An 18106-nucleotide genomic window follows, 5' to 3' on the forward strand; every position below is an offset into this window, starting at 1 on the left:
CCGGCCTGAGGGAATCAAGCAAGGGCCACGGCCCTCACGCCGCTTTGATGAGGGTAAGTGCCGATTCCAGATCGGGTTCCATGAGCTCATGGACGACCGGCCCTGCGGTCCAGACCAGGAAGGTGCGGATGCGCCGGCCCGGATAGATGGCGGCGAGGAGCGTCCGGTAAAGCGCGAGCTGCGCCACGTACGATCGCGGCGGCGGCTGGCCGGCCTTGGGCGGCCGCGCCGTGGTCTTGAAATCGGCCACCAGCACCTCCGTGTCGAGGACGGCCAGACGGTCGATCTGGCCCGACACCAGGATGTCGCCCCCGGGCGTCGCCACCCGCCCGGCAATCGGCGCCTCGGCGCGGGAGCCCTTGCCGAACAGGGGCTTGAGATCCGGATGGTCAAGCACCGCCAGGGCATTGGCCAGGATCGAGTCCCGCAGGTCGGACGAAAGGCGCGGGGCGCGCGCTTTCACGTAAGCCCGCGCCATGCTCTCCCGGTGCTCCAGCGCGAGGCCCGGCAGGCGCTCCAGCAGGGCATGCACGAGGGTGCCGCGCAGGCGTGCTTCGGGCGCATAGGGGCCGTCGCCCGGCCGCGTCATGCGGTCGGCGGCGCCGAGCGCGCTGGAGGGGCGGATCGGCGGCAGCGCCTCTGGCTCCGGCATGGCCCTGGTGGTCAGCCAGTCGGGCACGGCGATGGGGTCGAGCGGCGCGACGTCCGTCTCGGCCGCCAGGGTGCGGGCCAGCGGCGAGCCCTCCCGCCACACGGAGATCGGCCCGTAGGGCGCCTCGTCCAGCTCCAGGCCGCCGGCCTTTTCGACGAGCCCGTGGCGGATCATCTCGCACCAGGCTTCCTGGGGCGATTCTTTCTTGCCCGTCAGATACGGGGCGATCACCAGCCGGTCCTTGGCGCGGGTCATGGCCACGTAGAGCAGGCGGTTATGCTCCTCGCGACCTTTGGCGTGCAGCAATTCGCGCGCCTGCGCCATCGTGGTCGAATCGGAGTTCTTGCCCGGCGACCAGACCGGAATCCTGTCGCCCGACGGGGTCTGCAGCTGCAGCAGCGCCGGATCCCGACCCAGGACCTCGCAGCCGTCGATGAGCACCACGATGGGGGCTTCCAGCCCCTTCGCACCGTGCACGGTCATGACGCGCACTTCGTTGTTCACGGAATCCAGATCGCGCTTGATGGTGTGGGAGGCGGATTCGAACCGGTTGAGGAACACGGTGAGCGAGGGCGTTTCCGTCATCTCGGACTGATGCGCGAAGCACAGGAAGGCATCGATGGCGTCGCCCGCCTCGCTGCCCAGGCGCGCCACGAGGAGCGAGCGGCCGCCACGCGGACCGAGCAGGGTGGCGAAGAAGCCGAACGGGCCGTGGATGCGCGCGAGTTCACGCCATGCGGTGAGCGCCTCACAGCCTCGCCTTGCCCTCCCGTCGTCGGCCTCCGCGTGGCGTTCCAGGGCGGCGTGAAGCGACTCCTCGTCGGCGCGATCGGCCGCGATGCGAATGAGGTCGTCGTCGGTCAGACCGACGAGCGGTGATTTCAGCGCGGTGGCGAGCGTGAGGTCGTCGTCGGGCAGGAGCGCGGCGCGCCCCGCGGCCACGAGATCGAGCACGGCGATGTGCTCGCCGATGTTGAGCCGGTCCGCGCCCGCCACTGGCACGCCCGCTTCTTTCAGGGCGCGGATCCCGGCCTCGAAGGCGGCGCCGCGCTTCCTCACCAGCACGAGAACGTCGCCGGCCGTCCAGACGCGGCCCATCTCGTCGCCCTTGGTGGTCCAGCACTTCACCGCCTGTGCGATGCGGCGCGCCACCACCACGGGCGGGGATTGCTGCTCGGGTTCGTCGATGGGCAGCACCCAGGCCTCGGGTTCCTCCTCTTCGGCCGGCGTTTCGACCGGCCACAGCTCCACGAGACCCGGCGCATGCGGCCGCGCGCTCTCGTGCACGGTGCCGACGGCCCGGTCCCCGAAGGACAGGCCCTTGAAATGCCTCTCGACCGCGAAGGTGGCGTCGACCGCCGAGAGCACGGCCCTGGCCGAGCGGAACGACATGGTGAGCGACACGTCCTCGAAGTGGAGCTCGGCCTGCTTCACCTTCTGCGACCAGCTCCGGCGAGTGGTTTCGAATTCCTGCGGGGCGGCGCCCTGAAAACCGTAGATCGACTGCTTCGGATCACCCACGGCGAAGAGCGTGCGCACGCGGTGGCCCGCGGCGCCCGCGCCTGCGGTGAAATCCTCGGTGATCCGGCGCAGGATCTCCCATTGCTCCGGGTTCGTGTCCTGCGCCTCGTCGATCAGCACGTGGTCGATGCCGCGATCGAGCTTGTAGAGCACCCAGGCGGTGTCGCCGCGGGAGAGCAGCGCCAGCGTCTTGTCGATGAGATCCTGGAAGTCGAGGGCGCCGAGCCGCATCTTCGCCTGCTCGACGCGCGCGTGGATCTCGGCCGCGAGCGTGAACAGGGCGGCGGTCCGCTCGACCGCGCGTGCGGCCTTGCGCTTGTCGATCAGCGAGCACACCCGCTCCTGCTCGCGCAGCAGCGCGTCCTTCAAGCTCTCGCCGACGTCCTTGGTGAGGAAGGCCGAGCCCTTGCGCGGCGTTCCCTCGTTGGTGAGGAAGACCGACAGATACTTCTCGAGCTTTTCCGAGACATCCTTCGCCTCGGCGGCCGCAATGAGGGCGTCGGCCCGCTTCTGGTCGGTCGCCTTGCCGGCGCGCAGTTCCTGTGCGATGGCCGGCCAGTCCTCGGGCTTCAGGCCGCCTTCGAGCATCGTGCGCTCGATGGATGCGAGCGTCTCGTCCGGACTCACATCGAGCGCGTGGCGCAGCCGCATCGGTCCTGTCTGATCGTGCAGGAAGGTCTTGCACTTCAGGGCCGCGTTGATCGCCGAGGCGAGCGCGTCGCCGACCGCATCGACACTGATGATGTCGAGCGCTTCGGCGAGTTCCGGGAAATTGCCGCTCGCCGCGTCGGCCATCACGTTGGCGGTGGCCTGCGCCAGCATCTCGTCGGTCTGGCTCTCGTCGAGCACGGCGAAGCGCGCCGGCACGTTGGCCTCGAAGGGCACGAGATGCAGGAGCCGCTCGCAGAAGGCGTGGATGGTGTCGATCTTGAGGCCGCCCGGCGTTTCGACCGCGCGGGCGAAGAGCGTGCGCGCGAGCCTGATCTGCTGACGCGTCGGCTTCTCGCCCTCCAGTTCCGTCAGCTCCCGGACGAGGCTCTCCTCGTCGAGCGTCACCCAGCGCCCGAGGCGTTCGAACACGCGGATCGCCATGTTGGCGGCCGCCGCCTTGGTGAAGGTGAGGCACAGGATACGGCCCGGCAGGGAGCCGGCGAGCAGCAGGCGCACGACGCGATCGGTGAGCACCTTGGTCTTGCCCGCGCCCGCATTGGCCGACACCCAGGCCGAGGCGCGCGGGTTGGCGGCGCGGCGCTGCGCGTCCTTGGTGTAGTCCGGAATGACGAGATCGTTGCTCATTCGGATCCCTCTCCGCCGCCCGCGCTCGCCAGCGACCATTCCTTCACGCGTGCCAGATGGTCGTAGTCCGAGAAGCGGCGCGCATATTTCGGGAACGGCCGCGAGACGTAAGCCGCCTCGCCCTTGGCGTAGCGCACGATCATGCCCTCGAACCGGCGGCGATGCTCCTCGACGATCTCCGCAACCGGTCGCGTTTCCTTGCCCGAGGGGCCGATCTCACGCGGCTTGATCGGCTCGCGTCCGCCGGTGGTGTGGATGTAGACGAGATCGGGCGTTTCCTTGGCCATGGGCAGGCCCTTGAACGCCCCCTTCATCAGCATCATGGCCTCGAGCGTCAGCTGCGGCGAGAAGCCGGCATAGACCTCCTTCACGCCGGGCGGCTGGCCGGTCTTGAAGTCGACGATGGTGAAGCCGCCGTCACGGCGATGCTCGATGCGGTCGGCGCGGGCGCGCAGGCTGAAGATCGTGCCGTCCGGCAGCCCGATCGACAACCGGCCCGAGCGTTCCGCGTAGACGTCGACGAGGCCCGGGCGGCGCGCCTGCTCCCACACCACGAACTCCGTGGCGAGCCGCGTGAAGCGCGGCCACCATTCCGCATAGAGCTCCGGGTAGGCCTCGGCGATGCCGGCGAACGCATCCGACCCGAGGGCGAGCAGATCCTCCAGCGCGTGCGCGGGAACGGCCTTCGGATATCTCTCGGCGAATTGACCGAGCACGTCGTGAATGATCGTGCCGCGCTCCGCCGCGCTCGGCGTGACGGCGATCGCCTCGAGGGCGTCGAGCTTGAGGATGTGGCGCGCGAAGATCGAATAGGGGTCGCGCACCAGGGTCTCGATCTCGGTAACGCTCAAGGCGCGTGGGAACAGGGACGGGTCGGGCCTGGGCCGCGGGCGCGGCAGGGGCGGGGCGGGCTCCGGCGTATCGAGGGTCCGCGCGAGGCGGCGGTAGGACTCGCCTGCCTTGATCATGCGCTCCCACACGTCCTTGCCGCTGAACGCCTTGAGCCGTTGCAGGAAGCGCGAGGGCACCATGGGCGAGCCGTCGCGCTTATGGGCGCGCGTGATCACCACGTCGCGCGTGCCGAGCGCCTGCACGAAATCGTGCGCGGTCTGGCCGATGCGCCGCTCCGGCGGCATCAGGCCGACGCGCGAGCGCATGGGACGGTTGAGAAACGCATCGGTCACCGTGCGCGGCGGCCAGGAGCCCTCGTCCAATCCGCCGAGCACCACGCGGTCGACGGAGAGAAGGCGCGCTTCGAGAAGGCCTAAAATCTTCAGGCGGCGATGGGTGGCGCGGGGCGAGGGGCTCAAGGAGCGCTGCTTGGCGAGCGCCGTGAAGAAGGCCGGATAATCCACGAAGCGCCCGCTCAGCGGATGGCCCTCCTCGGCGCGGATGTCGGAATGCTCCAGATCGTCGAAGAGCGCCGCGAGCGCCTCGTTCGAGGTTTCGTCGTCCTGCTCGTCGGGCGCATCGTCGGGGCCGGTCCAGAGCAGATCGACGGCCCGCCGGTGATGCTCCACCAGGGACATGAGGTCGAGCCGGCCCTCGCCGTGCACGGCGGGCGTGAAGGTGGCGAAGGCGACGCCGAGGCGCTGCAGCAGGTCGTCGGCGAGCTCCCAATCGGCATCTGTGAGGCGCTGGCGCGGACGTGGTGTGCGATGACCGCTCTCGGCGCGGCGGGTGGCGAGGGCTGCGCGCATGCCCTCGATGCCGAGCGCCGGGGCGGGCCCGCGCAGCACGCCGATCTCGAGCACGCTCGCGGCCCGCTCGACCGTCTCGCGCGCCACACCGAGACGCACCATCGGATGGGCGAGCAGCGCCAGGAGGCGCACGGGCCGCAGGTCGTCGGAGGCTGCTTCCGCGGCCAGACGGGCGAGCCGTCCTGCCGGCGTGTCGGACAGCGGAATGCCGGCGGAATCCTCCACGCTCAGGCCCCAGCGGGCGAGCTCGGCGGTGACGCGCGCCGCGAGCGCGCGATCGGGCGTCACGAGGGCGGCGGTCCTGTGCGGATGGGCCATGGTCTCGCGCAGCGCGATGGCGATGGCGAGCGCTTCCTCGCGCTCGTCCATGGCCTCGATGATGGCGAGGCCCTCGCAGCCGCCCGCGCTCAGGGCGACACGGGCCTCGGGGGCGATCAGCGACCAGCGGTCGGTGGTGTCGGCCGGGCGCAGGGCCTCCGAGAGCAGATGGTTGCGGGCTCTCGCAGCCTCCGGCACATCGCCGAGGACCGTGACGTCGGCGCGCGGAACGCGCAGATGCCGGTCGAGGAGGCGGCGGAGCGACGCCTGCGGGTGTCCATGGACCGGATCGGTCTCGTCGTCGCCGGTGCCTCCGATGGTGGACCAGCTCTCCCCGTCGAGATCGGTGTCGAGGCCGGGCAGCACGATGGCTCCCCGGGGCAGGCGCGCGATCACGCCCATCAGATGCGCGGTCGCCGGCACCGATCCCGTCGATCCGGCCACGATGATGGGATGCGCCGGCCGCTCGCGGGTGAGGCGCCGCGCCTCGGCGTCGAGCAGCGCGTTGCGCCGCTGCGCCGGATCGCTTGCCTGGCGCTCGGCGAGGATCCTGGGCCAGTTCTCGCTGGCGATCTGCACGAAATGGCGGGTGATCTCGAAATACTTCGAATAGTCGGAATCCACCGCCAGTTCGAGAGCATGCCAGTCGATGCCCTCGGTGGTGAAGGCATCCATGAGGGTCTCGAGGTCGCCCGCGAGGTTCACCGCATCGGCCGGCGAGGCCGGCACCATGAAGGGCACCTCGGGGCCGAGCTGCAGCAGCGCGCGGTCCACCTCCGCCGACCAGCGCTGCACGAGGCGCGTGAGGATGAGCCGGCGCTCCAGGGGCGGGATCGGCGGCTTGAGGCTCGCGGCCTCCTGCAGGGGCGTGCCCTCGAGGCCCGTCAGCTCGAACTCGGCCTCATCCGTTTCGCCCAAGGGGACGATGTGCGGCAGAAGCTGCGCCGTGCCGTCGCCGCGCTCGGCGAGCAGCGCGATCAGCGCCCGGGTGGCGCGGCGGTTGGGAACGTAGATCGTGATGTCCGCAAGGGCGGCAGGATCGTCGGCGAGAGGCCCGACGAGGCGCCCGTCGACCAGTGCATCCACCAGGGTCGGCAGGAAGGCGCAACCCGGAGGGATGGAAAAGACGCGCGGCGAAGTCCTCGAATCATGCATACCCGGGTCGGAAAACCGGATCCCACTTTTCCGGGTCATACGCGACACTTCAGAACCTCATCGCTTGCTGGCGGCAAGGCACCTTTCGGCCTCGATAATCGCCTGAGGCTCCCCAACATGCAGCCATTGCCCCTCCATGCACAAGCCGTAGAGGCGGTCCTTGGCGATGGCGCGGTCGTAGAAGGCATTGGCCGAGAACGCCCCTTCGGGCGTTCCGTGGACGAGTTCGGGCTTCACGATGGCCACGCCCGCATAGGCGAAAGGCGCGCCCGGATCCGTCCCGCGGCGGCGCAGACGACCGTCCTCATCCATGTGGAAATCGCCCGGGCCGTCGAATCCAATGCTTGTGGATAACGGCGCCACGAGCATGAGGATGTCCATCCTGTCCGGATCCCAGGCCTTCACGAGGCGCTTCAGATTCGGCTCGTCCCCCTCGATCCAGAGCGAATCGGAATTGAACGTGATGAACGGCCCGTCGCCCAGAAGCGGCAGGGCCTTCTTCACGCCGCCGCCGGTTTCCAGCAGGGCCGCGCGCTCGTCCGAGATGAGGATGCGCGGCACCGTGCGGGTGCCGACATGCGCCTCGAGCATGTCGGCGAAATGGTGCACGTTCACCACCACCGTGTCCATTCCCGCCTCGTGCAGCCGGTCGAGGGCGAAGTCGATCAGGCTCTGTCCCGCCACCTTCACGAGGGGCTTGGGCAGGGTGGCGGTGATCGGCAGCATGCGCTTGCCCAGGCCTGCGGCGAGGACGATGGCTGTGTGCGGCGCGCGGACGGTCTGGGGCAAGGAAATGACTCAGGCTTCGGGAGGGACGTCATCCCCATAGGGGACGAGCCGCGGCAGATAGTTTTCATACCAGCCCTTGAGCTTCCCCAGGGCCGGATGGGCGAGGTTGCGGATGAGGTAGGCCTCGATCCGCGGCAGGTGCTTGAGGTAATGCGGCTTGCCGTCGCGCCGGTCGAGGCGGGCGAAGATGCCGAGGATCTTGGTCGCGCGCTGGCCCGCCATGATGGCATAGGCCCGGGCGAAGGCGGACACGTCGAAGGCCGGGTCGGCGGCCTTCCGGTCGCGGGCATAGAGGCCGATGAGCTTCAGCTCCAGTTCCGGCGGCACCGTCACGCGCGCATCCTGCAGGAGCGACGCCACATCGTAGGCGGGCGAGCCCAGGACCGCGTCCTGGAAGTCGATCAGCCCGACGCGCTGGAGGCCTGCGCGGTCGGGAAGCCAGATCAGGTTGGGCGAATGGTAGTCGCGCAGGGTCCAGGTGACCGGGGCGGAGAGAACCTCGCCCAGGGTCTCGGTCCAGAGATTGACGAACTCGGCCCGCGCCGAACCCGAGAGCTGCGTGCCGATGATGTGCGGCACGTACCAGTCGAGCAGCAGCTCCACTTCGATCAGGAGCGCTTCGAGATCGTAGGGCGGGATCGGGTGATCGATGCCGCCCGCCACAGGCAGCACCTGTGGCAGGGTCTGGCCATGGAGCTGCGCCAGAATCCGCGTCGCCTCCGCGTAGCGCTCCGGAATCGGCCCGCTCTCGTTCGTGACGGGCTCGGAGCCGAGATCCTCGATGAGGAGCAGGCCCGCCTCCAGATCCTCGCCGTAGATGTAAGGCGCGCTGAAGCCCAGGGCTCGCAGGCCCTTGTCGACGGCCACGAAGGCGTTCACGCTCTCGGCAAGCTTCGCGATGGTCGTGTAGGGCTTGCCGCGCCGCACGGCCGGTCCGACCGGGCGCGGGGGAGAGATCATCAGCAGCGCCGTCTCGCCGGAGGGCTTCACCAGGCGCTCGTAGGATCGGATCACCGAGGCGTCGCCCGTCATGGGATGGCGTGCGGCATCGCTCCAGCCGCAACGCTCCACCAGGTTGCGATAGGCCTTCATGCGCTGAAGCCGGGACGCGAAGGCGCCCGTTCCGGTCAGCATGGCGAGCCTGCCCCGGCCCTGGCCTCCCGGGGCGAAATCGAGACGGATGTCGAGATGCTCGGGCTTGAGCGCATCGTCGGCGCGCTCCGGCCATTCCACGAGCGCGATGGCGTTCTCCGTCATCTCGTCCCAGCCCAGCTCCGTCAGTTCGTAGCCGCCGGAGAGACGGTAGAAATCCGCATGGACGATGGGGCAGCGCGGGCCGTCATAGACCTGCATCAGGGTGAAGGTGGGGCTCGGGACCTCGAGTTCCGGCTCGTCCGCGAGGGTCCGCACCAGGGCGCGCGCCAACGTGGTCTTGCCGGCGCCGAGCCCTCCCGAGAGGGTCACCAGATCGCCGGGCTTGAGCTCTTCGGCCAGGATCCGCGCGAAGCGCTCCGTCGACTCGTGGTCGGGGAGCGTCACCATCCAGGCGGCCTGCAAAACATCCTGTTCGGGCATCAGGGCCAGTCCATTCGCCATCGCTGTTCCTACTCGGCTGCGATCGGTGTTAGCGCAGATTGCGCGGAACGGCCATCGGACGGCGTCTCGTGCCGGTCGTTCGGGAAGATGCACGTGATGGTGGTGCCGACGCCCGGGGCGGACGATACCTCGATGCGCCCGCCATGCAGCTCCACGAAGGAGCGCACGATCGACAGGCCCAGGCCCACGCCGCGATGGCGCGTTCCCAGCGTGTGGCTCTCGAACCGCTCAAAGATGCGCGCCTTGATCTCGGGCGGGATGCCGCGGCCCTGATCCTTCACGTCGAAGATCACCTCGCCGCCACGCTTGCGCGCCGAGACCCGGATGGTCTGACCGGGCGACGAGAAGCCGACTGCGTTGGACAGAAGGTTGAACAGGATCTGCCGCACGCGCTTGCCGTCGGCCACGAAGGTGCCGATGTCATCAGGCGTATCGACCATCACCGTGAGAGAGGATTCCGCGAGCCGGTCCTCCAGTCCGCGCATGGCGGCCTCGATGGTGGAGCGGATGTCGACGATCTCAGGGCTGAGCTCCAGGGAGCCCGTGTCGATGGACGCGAGATCGAGAATGTCGTTGAGGATTGCGAGCAGCGCCGCCGACGAGCGCATGATGTGGTCGGCATAATCGCGCTGACGCGGATTGAGCGCGCCCACCGTCTCGTCGCCGAGAAGCTGCGTGAAGCCGATGATGTTGGTGAGCGGCGAACGCAGCTCGTAGGACACGTGATGCACGAACTCGTCGCGCAGGCGCGAGGCGCGTTCGAGCGCGTCGTTGCGCTCGGTCAGCGCACGCTCCACGTTCACGCTCGCCGTCACGTCGGTGAAGCTGAGCAACGTCGCGCCGTCGGGCAGGGGCTGCGCGGTGCAGTCGAGAGCCGAGCCGTCATGGCGCTCGATGCGGCAGGTGAGGCCCATGCGCATGTCCGCGAGGCCCGCCACGGCGCCACGGATGTCGATCCACGGCTCGTCCTGCGAGGTCAGCATGCGGCAGGTCTTGATGATCGTATCGATATGCGGATTCTCGCCCGTCATCTCGAGCGGCAGGTTCCACATCTCGGCGAAGGCGCGGTTATGCAGCTTGAGGCGCCCGTCGGAACCGAACACGGCGACGCCTTCCTTGAGCGTGTCGAGGGTTTCGGACTGGACGCGGGTCAGCGAATGCACCTGAGAGGCCAGCTCGAAGCGCTCGCTGACGTCGTCGAAGAGATAGGTCACGCCGCCCTGCGGATTGGGGTTGATGACCACGCGCAGGGTGCGCCTGTCGGGCAGGTGCCACCAGGTCTCCTGCTGCTCGACCGAGCGGTAGCCCTGCAGAAAATCGGCCTTCCAGGCGCGGAAATCCGCCTGCTCGGGCAGCTTGCGGCCGGCGCGCAGGCGGTCGAGAACCTCGCCGTCCGTCGGCCGCGACGCGAGAAAGGCCTGATCGAGGCCCCAGAGCTGCTGATAGGCCGCGTTGCTGAAGATCAGGGTCTGCGTTCCGTCGAAGATCGCGACGGCCGTCGGCAGCTGATCCAGGGTTCGCACATGGGCATCCATCTGGCGCTGCAGATCCGTGCGGACCGCTTCGAGTTCCGACACGTCCACGGCGATGCCCGCGCTGCCGCCGGACGTGGGGCGCTCGATCACGTCGAGAACGGCCCGGTGGCCTGCCACCACGGCGGTCACGCGGCCCGAGAAGGTGGTGCCCGACTGGCGCTGGCGCCGCGCCTCATCCCGGGTGATCGCTCCAAGAAGCTCGAGGGAGCGCGCGATGGCGTCGTCGAGGTCCTTGGCCTCCACCGACCGCAGATAGGCCTGGTTGGCCCAGAGGAGCTTGTCGTGCTGATCGCGGATCCAGAGCGGGTAGGCGACGTCGTCGAGAAGCATCGTCATGGCGCGCAGGTCGCTGCGTGCGGTCGCCAGTTGGTTCTGGGCCGTCATGAGTTCGGCCCGGTCGCCCGTCACGTCCCGCAGGCGCAGGATCGCCCGTCCGCCGATGGTGCGGCCTTCCACGTCGACGAAGCGGCGGCCCGCCGTGCACCGGCCGGTGAGGCGGAAGCCCTGGCCGCGCTGCTTGAGCTGCTCGAGGGCGATGTCCACGGCGGCCGCATCGGCAGGCGCGAGCCAGGTGCCGAACGCCAGGGCGCGCTGGGCCGGGGCATTGTCGCCCACGATGGAGGGATCGCCCTGGAAGCGCGGTTCGCCGTCGCGGCCGTGCCAGCTCACCAGGAGCTGACGTTCCGACCCCATGAGAAGGGCCGCGAGATCGTCCGCACCCCGGAGGGCGTCGAGCTCGTTGCGCAGACGGCGCTCCATCCGGGCGGAGCGCTTCTGCTCGCGCATGAGCAGGAGGGCGGTGGTGGTCGAGAAGGCGACAAGGCCCATGAAGAGGCCGAAATAGGCCGCGTTGTGAAGGTCGAAGCTGTGCAGGAAGCCCAGAAGGTCCGAGGCGCCTTCCGCGATGGGGAGCAGCAGGCCGTTGGCGAGGGCCGCCGGGGCGGTGCCTGCCAAGAGCATCAGGGACAGGGGAACGCGGGCGGCGCCGACGAGAGAGCCCCTCCCGTCCTTCACACCGTCGTGACGCTCCCTTTGGCCGGCCATGCCGCGCTGCCCTTTCTTCATTGGCGGCCCGACATTCAGGCCAAGTTGGATCGAGCCCCGGCTGCGCTTTTCTGCGCCGCAGAGGTCAACCGTCTACGCATGAACGGAACTGCCGGCGCAGGTTCGAAGCCACAGCACAGCCGGTCGATTCGCGTTCACTCTAGACTACCCCTGACTCCGCCAGGAAGGGGGTTAACACCGGCTTAAACTTCCTTTGGAGAACCTGTGCGCAATTCGTCGAACCATATTGCATTTGAGACACACACATGCCGGTGCGACACTCTGTCGATTCGTCAGCCGTCGACAAAAGAAAAAGCCCGGCCGAAGCCGGGCTTTCGATTGTGGGCCGGAAGACGGCCGATCAGTAGCGGTAGTGATCCGGCTTGAACGGGCCCTTCTCGGAGACGCCGATATAGGACGCCTGGTCGGGGCGAAGCTTGGTGAGCTTCACGCCGATCTTCTCCAGGTGCAGCGACGCGACCTTCTCGTCCAGGTGCTTCGGCAGGGTGTAGACCTTCTTCTCGTACTTGCCCTGCTGGCCGAAGAGCTCGATCTGGGCCAGCGTCTGGTTGGTGAAGGAGGCCGACATCACGAAGGACGGATGTCCCATAGCGTTGCCGAGGTTCACGAGGCGGCCTTCCGAGAGCAGGATGATGCGGTGTCCGTCGGGGAACGTGATCTCGTCGACCTGCGGCTTGATGTTGGTCCAGGTGAGGTTCTTCAGGCCGGCGACCTGGATCTCGTTGTCGAAGTGGCCGATGTTGCAGACGATCGCCCGGTCCTTCATCGCCCTCATGTGATCAAGGGTGATGACGTCCTTGTTGCCGGTGGCGGTGACGAAGATGTCGGCGCGCGGAGCCGCGTCCTCCATGGTCGTGACCTCGTAGCCCTCCATGGCGGCCTGGAGAGCGCAGATCGGGTCGACTTCCGACACGAGCACGCGGCAGCCGGCCTGGCGCAGGGAGGCGGCGGAGCCCTTGCCCACGTCGCCGAAGCCCGCCACCATGGCGACCTTGCCGGCCATCATCACGTCCGTGCCGCGGCGGATGCCGTCGACCAGCGACTCGCGGCAGCCGTAAAGGTTGTCGAACTTGGACTTGGTCACCGAGTCGTTGACGTTGATCGCCGGGAAGAGGAGCTTGCCCTCCTTCTCCATGATGTAGAGGCGGTGAACGCCCGTGGTGGTCTCCTCCGACACGCCCTTGATCGCATTGGCGATCTCGGCGAACCAGCCCTTCGGCTTCTCGGCGAGGAGACGCCGGATGAGCGCGAAGAACACCTCTTCCTCTTCCGAGCCCGGCTTGTCCAGGAAGGTGGTGTCGCCCTGCTCGGCGCGCAGGCCGAGATGGACCAGCATGGTGGCATCGCCGCCGTCGTCGAGGATCATGTTCGGGACGCCGCCGCCGTGCCAGTCGAACAGCTTGGCGGTGTAGTCCCAGTACTCCTTCAGGCTCTCGCCCTTGTAGGCGAAGACCGGGATGCCGGCGGCCGCGATGGCGGCGGCGGCGTGGTCCTGGGTCGAATAGATGTTGCAGGACACCCAGCGGATATCCGCGCCGAGAGCCTTCAGGGTCTCGATCAGCACGGCGGTCTGAATGGTCATGTGGAGCGAACCGGCGATGCGCGCGCCCTTCAGGGGCTGCTTCGGGCCGTATTCCTCGCGAATGGCCATCAGGCCCGGCATCTCGGTCTCGGCGATCGAGATCTCCTTGCGGCCGAAATCGGCAAGGCTGATGTCTCTGACGATGTAATCCTGTGCCATGATGGCCTCTCTCTTGCGCCTGTTCGGTTGAATTGGCGCAGTCTCTAGCAGAGCTCGCGGGGAGAGGCAATCAAGATATAAAGATGTCTTTATATGTCTGCTTCGATCACTCGTCTTCGCCGAACCGGTTGGCGAGCAGGTCGTCGATGGCCTGGAGGCAGAGGGCGGCGTCCTCGCCCTTGGCCGTGACGGTGATCGAGGTGCCCTGGGCGGCCGCCAGGGTCAGCAGTCCCATGATCGAGCGCCCGCCCACGGTCTCGCCGCAGCGGGTCACGGTGACGTCGGAATTGAAGCGCTCGACGGTCTGAACGAACTTGGCAGAGGCGCGGGCGTGCAGGCCCCGGCGGTTGATGATGGGAAGCTCCCGGACCTCGGCTCCATCCGGCACGGCGGCAGGCGGGCAGTCCTGATCGAAGGGCCGGTCCATGAAGCTTACTTTCCGGAGAGGACGCGCGAGGCGATGTTGATGTACTTGCGCCCCGCCTCCTGGGCATGGGAGACCGCGTCGGACAGGGGCTCCTCATCCCGGACGGAAGCCAGCTTGATCAGCATGGGCAGATTGATGCCCGCGACCACCTCGACGGAGCCCCCGTTCATGCAGGAGAGGGCCAGGTTCGACGGCGTGCCGCCGAACATGTCCGTCAGAACCACGACTCCCTGTCCCGAGTTGACCCGGCACACGGCGGCCATGATGTCCTTGCGCCGTGTCTCCATGTCGTCGTCGGGGCCGATCGTGATCGTTTCGAGCTGCTCTTGGGGCCCCACGACATGCTCAAGCGCCGCTTTGAATTCCGTCGCGAGCTGCCCGTGGGTGACGAGCACCATTCCAATCATAATGTTACAAGTCCGAACGCTCCGAGAGCGGAGCCGCTATTTTGTGCACCGCGAAGCCAAGCGCAAGAGCATTGAGAGGAAAAGTTCATCACAGTGTCACGACCGTGTCGCGCAGACCACTCAGGCAGCCCATGGCGACGTCTGCGGAGATTGCCCCGGCCTGCATCCGGATGCGAGGGACCATGACGCCGCACAAGACGACATGCCCGTCCTCCACGTCGGGATAGCGGGCCGGATCCTCTGAGAGATCGACCACCAGGCGAATGACGGCCGCGGGCTCGAAGGCCTGCCGGACGATGCCCAGACCGAAGACCTCGATGCTGCCGCCGAGTGGATCCACGGGCCGCGCCAGCAGGCGGCCATGGAGTGCCTCAAGGCGCGTGCGGTCGTCGCTGACCAGCCGGCCGAACCGGCCGGCCCTGAGGGCGAGCGACACCACCTCGCGGGCGAGCGTCGACTTGCCCGATCCCGACGGGCCCCGGATCAGGAGCCCGGCCTCGCCGACCAGCACGCAGCCGGCGTGGATCGTCTGCGCCTCGCTCACGGGGCTTTCTTCCCGGGATCGCGCCTGGCCCTGTCCTTCCTCTCCTGCTCCTTCTTGGCCTTCACGCCTTCGACCGGAAGACGGATCACGAAGCGGGCGCCCAGGCGCTCGGGCTCGCCGTCCTCGTCGGGAGGACCGAGCCGGTTCTCGGCCCGGATCGTTCCGCGATGGGCCTCGATGATCTGGCGCGAGATGGACAGGCCGAGGCCGGAATTCTGGCCGAAGCCCTGCTCGGGGCGGTCCGTGTAGAAGCGCTCGAAGATCCGGTCGAGAGCATCGGGCTCGATGCCGGGGCCGCTGTCCTCCACCAGGATTTCCACCTGGTTTCTGCGGCGGCGCATGGAGACCTTCACGGGCTCGTCGGGCGGCGAGAAGGAGCGGGCGTTGTCGATCAGGTTGTTGAAGACCTGACCCAGGCGGCTGTCGTGGCCGAGGACGAGGAACGCGTCGCGGCCCTGTGCCTGCCGGTCGATGCTCAGGGTGATGAGCGGGTCGTGCCCCTGGCGGCGCTCGTTGGCGACCGACACCACCGCGTCCAGAAGGCGGACCATGTCCACGGGCTCCGCGTCGGCGCGGGCGAGCTCCGCATCGAGGCGCGAGGCGTCCGAGATGTCGCTGATCAGCCGGTCGAGGCGCTTCACGTCGTGCTGAATGATCGACAGGAGGCGCTGACGGGACTCGTCGTTGCGGGCGAGCGGCAGGGTCTCGACGGCGCTGCGCAGGGAGGTCAGCGGGTTCTTCAGCTCGTGGGCCACGTCCGCCGCAAAGCTCTCGATGGCGTCGATGCGGTTGTAGAGCGCCTTGGTCATGTCCCGCAGGGCGCCCGAGAGGTGGCCGATTTCGTCCGCGCGGCCGGTGAAGTCGGGGATCTCCTGGCGGGACTTCGTGCCCCAGCGCACCCGCTCGGCGGCTTCCGCCAGCCGCCGGACCGGACCGGCGATCGCGCCGGCGAGGAAGAGCGACAGGACGATCATCACCACGGCCGCCACCAGGAACACCTGGAGCAGCGCGAAGCGCTCGGACGCGATGATGGCGTCGATGTCGCCTTCCTGGGTCGACAGGAGGAGCGCGCCCTGGATCGTGCGGAAGCGCTGGATCGGCACGGCCACCGACACGATGGTCTCGCCGCGGTTGTTGACGCGCACCACGCTCGATTGCTGGCCGGCGAAGGCCTGCTGGACTTCCGGAAGGGACTTGCCGTTGGCGGGGCCGACTTCCTCCAGAACGGGCCGCACGGTGCGCCGGAACATCTTGCGGAGGCTGTTCCACGTCCGCTCGATGAAGCTTGTCGTGTTCTCCACATTGGCGACCGGCGGCAGATCCATGCGCAGGATGTCGCCGCGGGAATAGAACGACCTGGAATCGAGCAGGAGCGCGCCTTCGCGGTCGAAGATGCGGGCGCGGGTCTTGGTCGGCGTCACCAGCCGGCGCAGCAGGGGGGCGACGCGCTCCGGATTGATGGAGAATTCCAGGGCCGAGAAGGATTCGTCGGTGAAGCGTTCGGTCTCGCCGGCCTGCATCTGCAGGAGTTGATCCGGATCGATGGTGATGGTGTTGGTCTCCACCGTCGCGGAGCTTGCGATCGCCCCGGCGATGATCTCGCCCTGGGTGAGAAGGCTCTGGACCCGGGCTTCGATCAGGCCCTCGCGGAACTGGTTGAGATACAGGAAGCCGATCAGCAGGGCCACGAGCCCGGCCAGATTGAGCACGACGATCCGGCGCGTCAGGCTCGACGAGCCGCGCTGCACGATCATGCGGCCGAAATGCTTCAGCCGGGCCAGGGCCCCCTGGGGAGCGGGCGGATCGTCGAACGCCGCCTCGGCGTGGATGGGGTCAGCCTTCATGCCACTCGTTCAAGGCACGGTCCGGGTTTGCGTCAACCGGACCATGGCCGTCTTTCCAGGTTGCTTGCGCGTCAAGGCGTCAGGCTTCCTTGAAGCGGTAGCCCACGCCGTAGAGGGTCTCGATCATTTCGAAACTCTGGTCAACCGACTTGAACTTCTTGCGCAGGCGCTTGATGTGGCTGTCGATGGTGCGGTCGTCCACATAGACCTGATCGTCATAGGCCGCATCCATCAGGGCGTTGCGGCTTTTCACCACTCCGGGGCGCGTGGCGAGCGCCTGCAGGATCAGGAATTCCGTCACCGTGAGGGTGACCGGCTCGCCCTTCCAGGTGCAGGCGTGGCGCTCGGGATCCATCTTGAGCTGGCCCCGCTCGAGAGCCTTCGGATCGGCCTCCTTGGGGGCAGTCTGGTCCTTGGGCGCGAAGCGCCGCAGAACGGCCTTCACGCGCTCGACGAGGAGGCGCTGGGAGAAAGGCTTCCGGATGAAGTCGTCGGCGCCCATCTTGAGGCCGAACAGCTCGTCGATTTCCTCGTCCTTGGAGGTCAGGAAGATCACCGGCAGGTCCGATTTCTGCCGCAGGCGGCGCAGGAGCTCCATCCCGTCCATGCGCGGCATCTTGATGTCGAAGATCGCCAGGTCCGGCGGCGCATGCTTGAGCCCGTCGAGGGCCGAGGCCCCATCCGTATAGGTCTGAATGCGATAGCCCTCCGCTTCGAGGGCGATGGAAACAGAGGTCAGGATGTTGCGATCGTCATCGACAAGGGCGATCGTTGGCATGAACTCTTCCTTAGCTTGGCACGGACGATTGTCAGCGTTCTGACTCGTCTGACAACGCAGAGGGTCCTAAAACGTCCCAACTGCGCCTTTCTCGTGGCATAAATATGGTTTCGCCCCGTCTGTGACCAGGGGCGGTCCAGATAGTGGTGCTTAAGGGCGGTGGGTTCAACCGTCGATGAATGGGCGGTTACGATTTGGACAGGTTGGCCAAGCGGCCACCGTGCCGTAGCGGCAAGGGCCTGGAGCCCGGCGGGAAAACTCCCTCATCATACGAAAGAATTCCAAAAGTGCTTTGAAATTCGAGGGATTACGACGGATGGAGGTCTGGTTCCTGGGAAAATAGAATGCGATGAAACAACCTGAGTTGACGGCACCGTCAGCTGACCTAAAGAAGGTTCCATGTTCAAGCGAGACGGCAAAGTTTTGCCTGGATTGTTTGGCCCACCCCATGTGACGGTCATCGGACGGCGGCTGTTCCGGCTGCGCGGCGACCGCCAACCAGGAGAAGTCTTCCGTGGAAAATATCGGCGTGTTCAACAGCGCACAGGGGGCTGAGGTCTCCGGCCTCCGCAACCTCAAACGGGTCTACTGGAACCTCGAGGCGCCCGCGCTCTACGAGCAGTCCCTGACCCGCGGCGAGACCCGGCTCGTGCAGGGCGGGGCGCTCTTGGCGGACACCGGCGTGCATACGGGCCGCTCGCCCAAGGACAAGTTCGTGGTGCGCGACGAGACCACGGA

At 67.6% G+C, this 18106-nt stretch carries 12 protein-coding genes; 1 reads left to right on the top strand and 11 read right to left on the bottom strand.

Annotated features, from left to right (window positions below):
- Nucleotides 1-34: 34 nt before the first annotated feature.
- From addA to KBI52_RS14115, 11 genes are all read right to left on the bottom strand, one after another.
- Nucleotides 35-3469 (bottom strand): double-strand break repair helicase AddA, encoded by a 3435-nt coding sequence (gene addA, locus KBI52_RS14065; RefSeq protein WP_210808238.1) that lies wholly within the window; start codon nt 3467-3469, stop codon nt 35-37.
- Complete coding sequence (addB, locus tag KBI52_RS14070) at nt 3466-6642, bottom strand: double-strand break repair protein AddB (protein WP_210808240.1); 3177 nt, start codon at nt 6640-6642, stop codon at nt 3466-3468. Before addB ends, addA begins: the two co-directional genes overlap by 4 nt.
- A gap of 57 nt (nt 6643-6699) precedes the next feature.
- Nucleotides 6700-7437 carry a nucleotidyltransferase family protein gene (locus KBI52_RS14075; RefSeq protein ID WP_371823171.1) on the bottom strand — a complete coding sequence of 246 codons (738 nt, stop codon included), beginning with the start codon at nt 7435-7437 and terminating at the stop codon, nt 6700-6702.
- A gap of 3 nt (nt 7438-7440) precedes the next feature.
- Entirely contained in the window at nt 7441-9027 is a 1587-nt protein-coding gene (gene tsaE, locus KBI52_RS14080) for a tRNA (adenosine(37)-N6)-threonylcarbamoyltransferase complex ATPase subunit type 1 TsaE (RefSeq protein ID WP_173946791.1), read from the bottom strand.
- An 8-nt stretch (nt 9028-9035) separates the two neighbouring features.
- On the bottom strand, nt 9036-11606 hold the full coding sequence (locus KBI52_RS14085; RefSeq protein ID WP_210808242.1) for a PAS domain-containing sensor histidine kinase: 2571 nt from the start codon (nt 11604-11606) through the stop codon (nt 9036-9038).
- Between the two features lie 361 nt (nt 11607-11967).
- The gene (ahcY, locus tag KBI52_RS14090) at nt 11968-13368 is read right to left on the bottom strand and encodes an adenosylhomocysteinase (protein WP_210808245.1); all 1401 of its coding nucleotides are present in this window, start codon (nt 13366-13368) and stop codon (nt 11968-11970) included.
- A gap of 106 nt (nt 13369-13474) precedes the next feature.
- The gene (locus KBI52_RS14095; protein WP_173946788.1) at nt 13475-13795 is read right to left on the bottom strand and encodes an HPr family phosphocarrier protein; all 321 of its coding nucleotides are present in this window, start codon (nt 13793-13795) and stop codon (nt 13475-13477) included.
- A 5-nt stretch (nt 13796-13800) separates the two neighbouring features.
- Nucleotides 13801-14202: a PTS sugar transporter subunit IIA gene (locus KBI52_RS14100; protein WP_036360951.1), complete on the bottom strand. Its 402-nt coding sequence runs from the start codon at nt 14200-14202 to the stop codon at nt 13801-13803.
- A gap of 88 nt (nt 14203-14290) precedes the next feature.
- Nucleotides 14291-14746, bottom strand: coding sequence for an HPr kinase/phosphorylase (locus KBI52_RS14105; protein ID WP_173946787.1), 456 nt, complete (start codon nt 14744-14746; stop codon nt 14291-14293).
- Nucleotides 14743-16590: a sensor histidine kinase gene (locus tag KBI52_RS14110; RefSeq protein ID WP_173946786.1), complete on the bottom strand. Its 1848-nt coding sequence runs from the start codon at nt 16588-16590 to the stop codon at nt 14743-14745. The genes KBI52_RS14105 and KBI52_RS14110 overlap by 4 nt, the downstream gene beginning before the upstream one ends.
- Nucleotides 16591-16669: 79 nt before the next feature.
- Nucleotides 16670-17368 carry a response regulator transcription factor gene (locus KBI52_RS14115; RefSeq protein ID WP_099509738.1) on the bottom strand — a complete coding sequence of 233 codons (699 nt, stop codon included), beginning with the start codon at nt 17366-17368 and terminating at the stop codon, nt 16670-16672.
- Between the two features lie 514 nt (nt 17369-17882).
- Here KBI52_RS14115 and KBI52_RS14120 point away from each other — a divergent pair.
- On the top strand, nt 17883-18106 hold a 224-nt coding region (locus KBI52_RS14120; protein WP_210808247.1), incomplete at its 3' end, for a phosphoenolpyruvate carboxykinase (ATP).

The sequence above is a fragment of the Microvirga sp. HBU67558 genome (assembly GCF_018069605.1).
Lineage (GTDB): Bacteria > Pseudomonadota > Alphaproteobacteria > Rhizobiales > Beijerinckiaceae > Microvirga > Microvirga terrae.